We start from the raw sequence: 1,497 nt of genomic DNA on the forward strand, positions 1-1,497 counted from the left end.
GCGCGGGGAACTGCGCGACCGGCCACGTCCGGCCCGCGGACGCCACGCGGCATGAGGCACCCTTCGCCGGGTCGGGTCCCGGAGGCCGTGCCTCGGCCGCGGCCCGGTGGGGGCTTGTCGCGCAGTTCCCCGCGCCCCTGGCGGGAAGCTCTACGCGAGGCCCTCGACCAGGTCCGTCAGGGACTTGCGGCGGCCCGTGTAGAACGGGACCTCCTCGCGGACGTGCATCCGCGCCTCGGACGCCCGCAGGTGCCGCATGAGGTCCACGATGCGGTACAGCTCGTCCGCCTCGAACGCGAGGATCCACTCGTAGTCGCCGAGGGAGAACGAGGCGACCGTGTTCGCCCGTACGTCCGGGTACCCGCGCGCCATCTTGCCGTGGTCGGCGAGCATCCGGCGCCGGTCCTCGTCCGGCAGCAGGTACCAGTCGTACGAGCGCACGAACGGGTACACGCTGATGTAGTCGCGCGGCGTCTCGTCCGCGAGGAACGCCGGGACGTGCGAGCGGTTGAACTCCGCCGGCCGGTGCAGCGCCATGTTCGACCACACCGGCTCCAGCGCACGGCCCAGCTTCGTACGGCGGAAGAGGTTGTACGCCTCCTGGAGCCGGTCGGCGGTCTCGGCGTGCCACCAGATCATGACGTCGGCGTCGGCGCGCAGGCCCGAGACGTCGTACGTGCCGCGGACCGTGACGTCCTCGGCGGCGAGCCGGTCGAACAGCTCCTGGACCTCGTCCGCGTAGCCGGCGCGGTCCTCGGGAAGCACGTCGCGCAGCTTGAACACGGACCAGAGGGTGTAGCGGATGACCTCGTTGAGGTCCTTGGCCTTCTTGCCCGCGTTCGGGGTCCTGGCCTGGCCGGTGGTGGGGGCGTCGTCACTCATGGGGCTATTCTCCCGCTCCGCCGTGCAGGCTCCGCACCGGGTTCGCCATCAGCGCGGCGAGCGGCCGGCCGTCGCCCCGCAACGCGTCCACCGCGGCGTTCGCGCTCGCCACGCAGGCCGGGATCCCCACGCCGTCGTAGGCCGCTCCGCACACCGCGAGGCCCGGCACCCGGGCGACGTGCGCGCGGATGCGGGCCACGCGCGCGTGGTGCCCGACCGGGTACTGGGGCAGGCCGTCGTCCCAACGGGTCACCCGGGTCTCCAGGGGCTCCGCGGTCAGGCCGGTGGCCTCGCGCAGGTCGCGCCGGGACACGTCGACGAGCTCGGCGTCCTCGCGGCCGAGGATCTCCGTCTCCCCGTACCGGCCGACGGACGTCCGCAGGACCAGCGTGTCCGGGTTCTCCTCGGCGATCCAGCCCCACTTCTGGGACGCGAACGTCGACGCCTTGATGGTGCGCCCGTCGACGGGCGGCACCAGGAAACCGCTGCCCGCGGGCAGGGCGGTCCCGGCGCGCCGGTAGGCGAGGGTGATCAGCGCCATGGACGCGTACTCGACGGCCGCGAGCTCGGCCGCGGCGGCCGGGACCTCGGTGCGCAGCAGGGCGGCCGCGGCAC

2 protein-coding genes are annotated in these 1,497 nt (G+C 73.7%); both read right to left on the reverse strand.

Annotation, left to right across the window (positions count from 1 at the left end; genetic code table 11):
* Window positions 1-150: 150 nt before the first annotated feature.
* Entirely contained in the window at window positions 151-882 is a 732-nt protein-coding gene (hemQ, locus tag HO151_RS01780) for a hydrogen peroxide-dependent heme synthase (RefSeq protein ID WP_173894375.1), read from the reverse strand.
* 4 nt (window positions 883-886) lie between these two features.
* The coding region (locus HO151_RS01785; protein WP_173894376.1) for an NAD(P)/FAD-dependent oxidoreductase at window positions 887-1,497 on the reverse strand (611 nt) is incomplete at its 5' end.

The organism is Streptomyces sp. 8P21H-1 (assembly GCF_013302945.1).

Excerpts from the sequence above, each read along its gene's own strand:
- hemQ (WP_173894375.1), bottom strand. The coding sequence starts at position 882 with ATGAGTGACGACGCCCCCACCACCGGCCAGGCCAGGACCCCGAACGCG.